General features: G+C 53.8%; 6 protein-coding genes. 4 read left to right on the forward strand and 2 right to left on the reverse strand.

All coding sequences use genetic code 11. The annotated features are described in order from the left end of the window. Nucleotides 1-191: hypothetical protein (locus OXH16_18880; GenBank protein MCY3683468.1), on the reverse strand; the 191-nt coding region annotated here is incomplete at its 3' end. A 22-nt stretch (nt 192-213) separates the two neighbouring features. After that, the gene (locus OXH16_18885) at nt 214-522 is read right to left on the reverse strand and encodes a hypothetical protein (GenBank protein MCY3683469.1); all 309 of its coding nucleotides are present in this window, start codon (nt 520-522) and stop codon (nt 214-216) included. A gap of 183 nt (nt 523-705) precedes the next feature. On the opposite strand from OXH16_18885, the gene OXH16_18890 reads away from it, so the two are divergent. From OXH16_18890 to OXH16_18905, 4 genes are all read left to right on the forward strand, one after another. Continuing rightward, nucleotides 706-2,067 (forward strand): 3' terminal RNA ribose 2'-O-methyltransferase Hen1, encoded by a 1,362-nt coding sequence (locus OXH16_18890; protein MCY3683470.1) that lies wholly within the window; start codon nt 706-708, stop codon nt 2,065-2,067. A gap of 3 nt (nt 2,068-2,070) precedes the next feature. Further along, nucleotides 2,071-4,608: a polynucleotide kinase-phosphatase gene (locus tag OXH16_18895; GenBank protein MCY3683471.1), complete on the forward strand. Its 2,538-nt coding sequence runs from the start codon at nt 2,071-2,073 to the stop codon at nt 4,606-4,608. Nucleotides 4,609-4,626: 18 nt separating this feature from the next. Then, nucleotides 4,627-5,787, forward strand: coding sequence for a hypothetical protein (locus OXH16_18900; GenBank protein MCY3683472.1), 1,161 nt, complete (start codon nt 4,627-4,629; stop codon nt 5,785-5,787). A gap of 59 nt (nt 5,788-5,846) precedes the next feature. Continuing rightward, nucleotides 5,847-6,487 (forward strand): sulfatase-like hydrolase/transferase (locus tag OXH16_18905; GenBank protein MCY3683473.1); only part of this gene is annotated, 641 nt, incomplete at its 3' end.

The raw sequence follows: 6,487 nt of genomic DNA on the forward strand, positions 1-6,487 counted from the left end.
CTTATGGGCGCGTCATCCTCTCGCACAGAAGCTACCACCACAGCCCCCAACTCATCCTGTTGCACCGCCAACTTACTCAGCGGCTGACCAACCTGCTCATCGACCTCCATCATCACGCGCTCGCCGCCACAGTGCCACATCAGTCCTGCGACAAGGACCATCACAAACACACTGCCAAACCTTCTGAACATAATCCTTATTCCCCCGCTATATTTACTCATCTCTCTTGTGCTTCATCCTTTGATAGCGCGTCACCTGATTCTTATTTTTTACAAAAGCAACCACAACGATCACCACAAACACACCAACAGCCAACAGACTTCCCACCTCTTTTTTTGGATGATCCATCCACCACGCCAGAGCAATCACCGCTCCAACGGATATACCAGCCATCACGATCTCGCGTATCATTTTTCGCCCCTTCAAAAATGTAATACCTTTCAAATACCCAACATCGCGCATCAATTCACCGCGTAAAAATACACCATCGACAAATCGCAGTCCACATAAAAAGACTGACATAGACACAGGCACAAGTAACACTATCATTTATATAATTTTATGTGTATCTTGAAACAGCACGCCAATGCACAACGTCAATAATAACAAACAAAACCTCTGGATCGCGGCTCGGCCATGTCCCTGCATGGTGTTGAGCAGGGAATCATGCCGCGATGACGGGATTATTATCACTTCACACTTCACATGCTCTTAACCATCACAACCACATACAACCCCGCAACCGACCTGGGCTACCTGCTACACAAACATCCCGGACGCGCACAAACGTTTGACTTGTCTTTTGGTCGCGCACATGTATTTTATCCCGAAGCCACCGATGAAAAATGCACGGCTGCCCTGTTACTCAACCTCGACACCATTGGCCTCAAACGCCGTCGCCAAAACACCTTTGCACTTCGCGATTACGTCACAGACCGGCCCTATGTCGCCTCCTCATTCACCAGCGTAGCCATCGCCCGCGTATTTGGCAGCGCGCTCAAAGGCCAGTGCGCCGACCGACCCGACCTCGTCACCCGGCCCATCCCCTTGCGCGCGGAAATCCACGTTCTACCGTGTCGCGGTGGCGACCAACTGCTCAACGACCTGTTTCAGCCATTGGGATATAAAGTCACAGCCAAACCGCACCACCTCGACGAAAAATTCTCAGAATGGGGGTACAGCCCGTATTACACCGTCGCACTCGAAGCAAACATCCCACTAAAAGACCTGCTCACCCATCTCTACGTCCTCATCCCCGTACTCGATGACGACAAACACTACTTCGTCAGCCAGTCAGAAATCGACACCCTGATGCGCCGCGGCGAAGGCTGGTTATCAGACCACCCCAAACGCGACCTCATCATCGACCGATACCTCAGACACCAGCGCATCCTCACCCAGGAAGCTTTTCGCCTCATGGATGAACAACCCTTAGAGCGGAATATCAAAGACAACGAACTCGTCGTCGAAAACAACCTCAGACTAAACCAGCAACGGCACAATGCCGTACTCAAAGAACTCGAAATCAGCGGCGCACAACGCGTACTAGATCTCGGCTGCGGTGAAGGCCACTTCACACAAGTCCTGTCAGAACGCGCCCAATTCACCAAAATCCTCGGCATGGAAGTTTCACACCATGCCTTGAGCCGCGCCAAAAAACGCCTCGAGCAACCCATACAGCGCAACCGCATCGAACTCATTCACGGATCGCTATTTTATCGCGACACGCGCCTCGACGGTTATGACGCCGCAGTACTCCTGGAAGTCATCGAACACCTCGACCCATCGCGACTGCCCGTCTTCGAACGCGTCGTATTTGAATATGCCCATCCCAACACCGTCATCATCACCACCCCAAATGCCGACTTCAACACGCGCTGGGAATCTCTTCCCGCCGGACAATTTCGCCATCCCGATCACCGGTTCGAGTGGTCGCGCAAACAATTTCAACACTGGACGCAAAGCATAGAAAAAAAATTCAACTACCACACAACAATCAAACCCATCGGACCCGTAGATCCCGAAGCAGGCCCACCAACACAAATGGCCGTATTTAATACCAAATAAACCATGAACATCACACTCCCCGAAATCTCCCTCGTCGTCCTCATCGGCGTATCTGGCTCTGGCAAATCCACATTTGCCAAAACCCACTTCAAACCGACCGAAGTCCTCTCCTCCGACTACTTCCGCGGACTCATCAGCGACGACGAAACCGACCAGACCATCACAAAAGAGGCATTTGAAACCCTCCACTACGTGGCAGCCAAACGCCTCGCCAATTACAAACTCACCGTTATCGACGCCACCAGCGTACAGGAAAGCGCCCGCAAACCCCTCGTCGCACTGGCCAAACAACATCACGTCTTCCCCATCGCCATCGTCCTCGACATGCCCGAAGACCTCTGCCGCGAACGCAACAAACACCGCCCAGAACGCAACTTTGCGCATCGCGTCATCGCGCAACAACGCCATCAACTCCGCCGCTCGCTCAAACGCCTCAAACGCGAGGGATTTCGCCGCATCTACACCCTGCGCTCAGAAGAGGAAATCCAGCGCGTGTGTGTCACACGCGAAAAAGTTTGGCCCAACCGCCGCGACGAATGTGGTCCCTTTGACATCATCGGCGATATCCACGGATGTTACGACGAACTCCTTGCGCTACTCGACAAACTCGGCTACGACATTCAACCCGACCACACCGCACCACCGCCGGGACGCAAAGCCATCTTCCTCGGCGACCTCGTAGATCGCGGTCCCAAAACACCCCAAGTGCTCGATCTCGTCATGCAAATGGTCAATTCCGGTACCGCCCTCTGCATCCCCGGCAATCACGACACGCGCCTCGTTCGCGCACTACAGGGCAAAAAGGTTAGACCCACTTATGGCCTTTCCGAAACCCTCGAACAGCTCGAATCATATTCCACTGAAGACCACAAACGCTATGCAAAATTCCTCGACAGCCTCGTCAGCCACTACATACTCGACAACGGCAACCTCATCGTTGCACACGCCGGAATGAAAGAAGAACTCGCCGGACGCACCTCGGGCACCGTGCGCGCCTTCGCACTATATGGCGAAACCACGGGTGAAACCGACGAATTTGGTCTGCCCATCCGCCTCAACTGGGCGGCGCGATATCGCGGCACAGCCACCGTCGTCTATGGACACACCCCCGTATCCGATCCCGAATGGCTCAACAACACCGTCAACATCGACACGGGCTGCGTCTATGGCGGTGCACTCACAGCCCTGCGCTATCCCGAAAAAGAATGCGTTTCCGTACCGGCGCTCAAAACATATAGCAAACCCTCGCGTCCTCTTACCTCTCAGACCACGCGCTCAGCACAGCAAACGCACGACGACATGCTCGACATCGACGACGTCAGCGGCAAACGCGCCGTAGATACCTTTCTCATCCCGCGCATCACCATCCGCGAAGAACACGCCACTGCCGCACTCGAAATCATGAGCCGCTACGCCATCGACCCCAAATGGCTGATCTACCTGCCGCCGACCATGTCCCCATCAAAACCCAGTTCGCGTCCCAACATCCTCGAACACCCCGATGAAGCTTATGCCTACTACCGGGAAAACAACATCGCTCAGGTCATAGCAGAAGAAAAACACATGGGCTCCCGCGCCATTGTCATCCTGTGCAAAGACGACGAAGTTGCCCACTCGCGTTTTGGCCTATCCGAACCCGCACCCGGCGCGTGCTATACCCGAACAGGTCGCCCCTTCTTTGACGATACAACCCTCGAAACCGCATTCCTTTCCCGCATCCAAAACGCCGTCTCCAAAGCCGACCTCTGGAACGACCTCAACACCACATGGATAGCTCTCGACTGCGAACTCATGCCCTGGTCTGCGCGCGCACAACAACTATTGCAAGAACAATACGCGGCTGTCGGTGCCTCTGCCCGCGCCTCGCTCAACGCCACCATCGAGGCCCTCAACGCCACCGCGACCAACAACATCGACGTCGCCGACTGGCTCGCCAAATACAGAGCCAGTTCACAACGCATCGACCACTACATCCACGCATACCGCGCCTACTGCTGGCCCGTTCACAATCTCACAGACCTCAAACTCGCGCCCTTTCACATCCTCGCCACAGAAGGAAGCGTTCACCACAACCAGCCACACACCTATCACATGGAAACCCTCTCAAAGCTGTGTCTGGCTGACCCCGAACTCCTCCATGCCACATCATACCGCGTCGTCGATCTCAACGACACACAAAGTTGTGCCAACACCACCGCTTGGTGGAAAGAAAAAACAGCACAGGGCAGCGAGGGCATGGTCGTCAAACCCATAGATTTTATTGCGCAAAATAAAAAAGGCCGGCTGATCCAGCCCGCCATCAAATGCAGAGGACGCGAATACCTCCGCATCATCTATGGTCCCGAATACACCACCCCCGAAAATCTCGAAAAATTGCGCTGGCGCAATGTCAAAACCAAGCAATCCCTTGCCCTGCGCGAATTTGCCCTGGGCCTCGAAGCCCTCAGCCGCTTCGTTAAAAACGAACCCCTGCGCCGCATCCACGAATGCGTCTTCGGCGTCCTCGCGCTCGAAACAGAGCCCGTGGATCCGCGGCTGTAGTCAGGAAGGAGGTCGCAAATGTTTTTCAAAAAAGCATTCCTATTTATTACCACCCTTGCATTGCTGGCCTTTGTGGGGCAAGCCTCTGCTGGTCCCAATGCAAATGCCATGCTATCGCTCGATCTCATTCCCGATGGCGGACCGGGCAATCAGACAGATGAGGGCGTTACCTCGGGCACTGTCTCTGGACAGGGCACCAAAATTGCCGTTGAAGTCTTCGCAAAAGGTGTGAGCACACCTCTCGCTGGCGTAGTAGTCATATTCGACTTTGATCCCGCTATTTTGACTTTTGACAAAGCCGAAAACAGTGCGTTCGCCTTTGTTGTTCCAGAACCAGACTCGACTGGCACAAACTTCGCATCTGCTACCCCTGTCACCCTGTCGGAATCCGGTTTTGTAGCACGCGCGGAATTTACCACTGCAGTGGATGTAACGGATAAAGCATTTACCCTTGGCATTAAGATGGTTACACTTGCTCAAAGCGTGGCATTGATCGACGAAATCACAACGACAAATGTCATCTCTTTTAACGAACCTACAATCGGCGAATTTGAAGGCATGCAACTCCACCTCGACACACAAATTGAAACACCCGCTATACAGAACAACAGACTGATCATACCCGAACAAACAGCAGGCGATACGATACAATTCCAACTCTTTGTTCCAATGGCCGCAGACAAACAAACTTATGGTTACGAAATAGAACTCGACCTGCCAGACAAGACATTTTCCGACTACATCGGCAGCATATCGGGCACGAGTTTTACAGGTGCAACCCTGCGCCAAACACCCGACCGTCCTGTCCTATCAGCACTGCTTATCTCTACCCCCACTGTACCAGCCAATGGTTATCTCGGTCAAATTGACCTGCAAATGACCAACACCCTTGCACCAGAAACAACGCTCATTGTCAAAACCGCTTTAATGGCCGACCTCAATGGACAACAGGACTCATTGGATGTGTCCAACGCCGTGATCACTGTTACTATCATTTCCGGCGATTTCGATGGCGACCACGACGTTGACTTTTCCGATTTTCTCGCCTTTACCGGCGTTTTTGGATTATCGTCATCAGATGCCAATTACGATGCCCGCATGGATATGAACGACGATGGTGTCATCAACTTTTCCGATTTTCTCATCTTCGTTAGCGCCTTTGGCACCACATACTCATAGGTGAAACCAGATTTTTTTCAACCATCGAGCTATCGCTCACTTTCAAAAAAGGATGTCTCATGCCAGACCGTCCCAATATCCTCTTCATCATCACCGATCAGCAATACGCCGGAGCCATGTCCTGCGCGGGCAACCCCGACGTACACACCCCCAATATGGACAGCCTCGCCGAAACCGGCGTGCGCTTCACCCGCGCCTATTGCACGCATCCTCTGTGCGGTCCCCAGCGCGCCAGCTATATGACGGGCCTCTATCCCCATCAAAACGGTGCCACGAGCAACGGCACCCCGATCAAAGCCGAATACAAAGGCCAAACCCTCGGCAACTTCCTCAACAACGCGGGTTATGATTGCGCCCTCTCGGGCAAATGGCACGTCCCGGGCACCACACCCGAAGAAAGCGGCCTCGAAGTCATCTGCGGCAACCGCGACGATGAAGTGCCCCTTCGCGCCATCGAATTTATGAAACGCGACCGCGACAACCCCTTCTTCCTCATCGCGTCATTCCTCAACCCCCACGACATCTGCCAGGTCGCCCGCAGTCAGCCGCTTCCACAAGGTCCTGTACCAGAACCCGCAACCATAGAAGAATGTCCGAACCTGCCCACAAACTTCGCCATCCCACCCTACTCACCCGACATCCTGCAAATGCTGCGCCAGGCCAACCGCCGCGTCTATCCCACCATTGAATATACCGAAGA

The sequence above is a fragment of the Gemmatimonadota bacterium genome, from assembly GCA_026705765.1.
Classification (GTDB): Bacteria; Latescibacterota; UBA2968; order UBA2968; family UBA2968; genus VXRD01.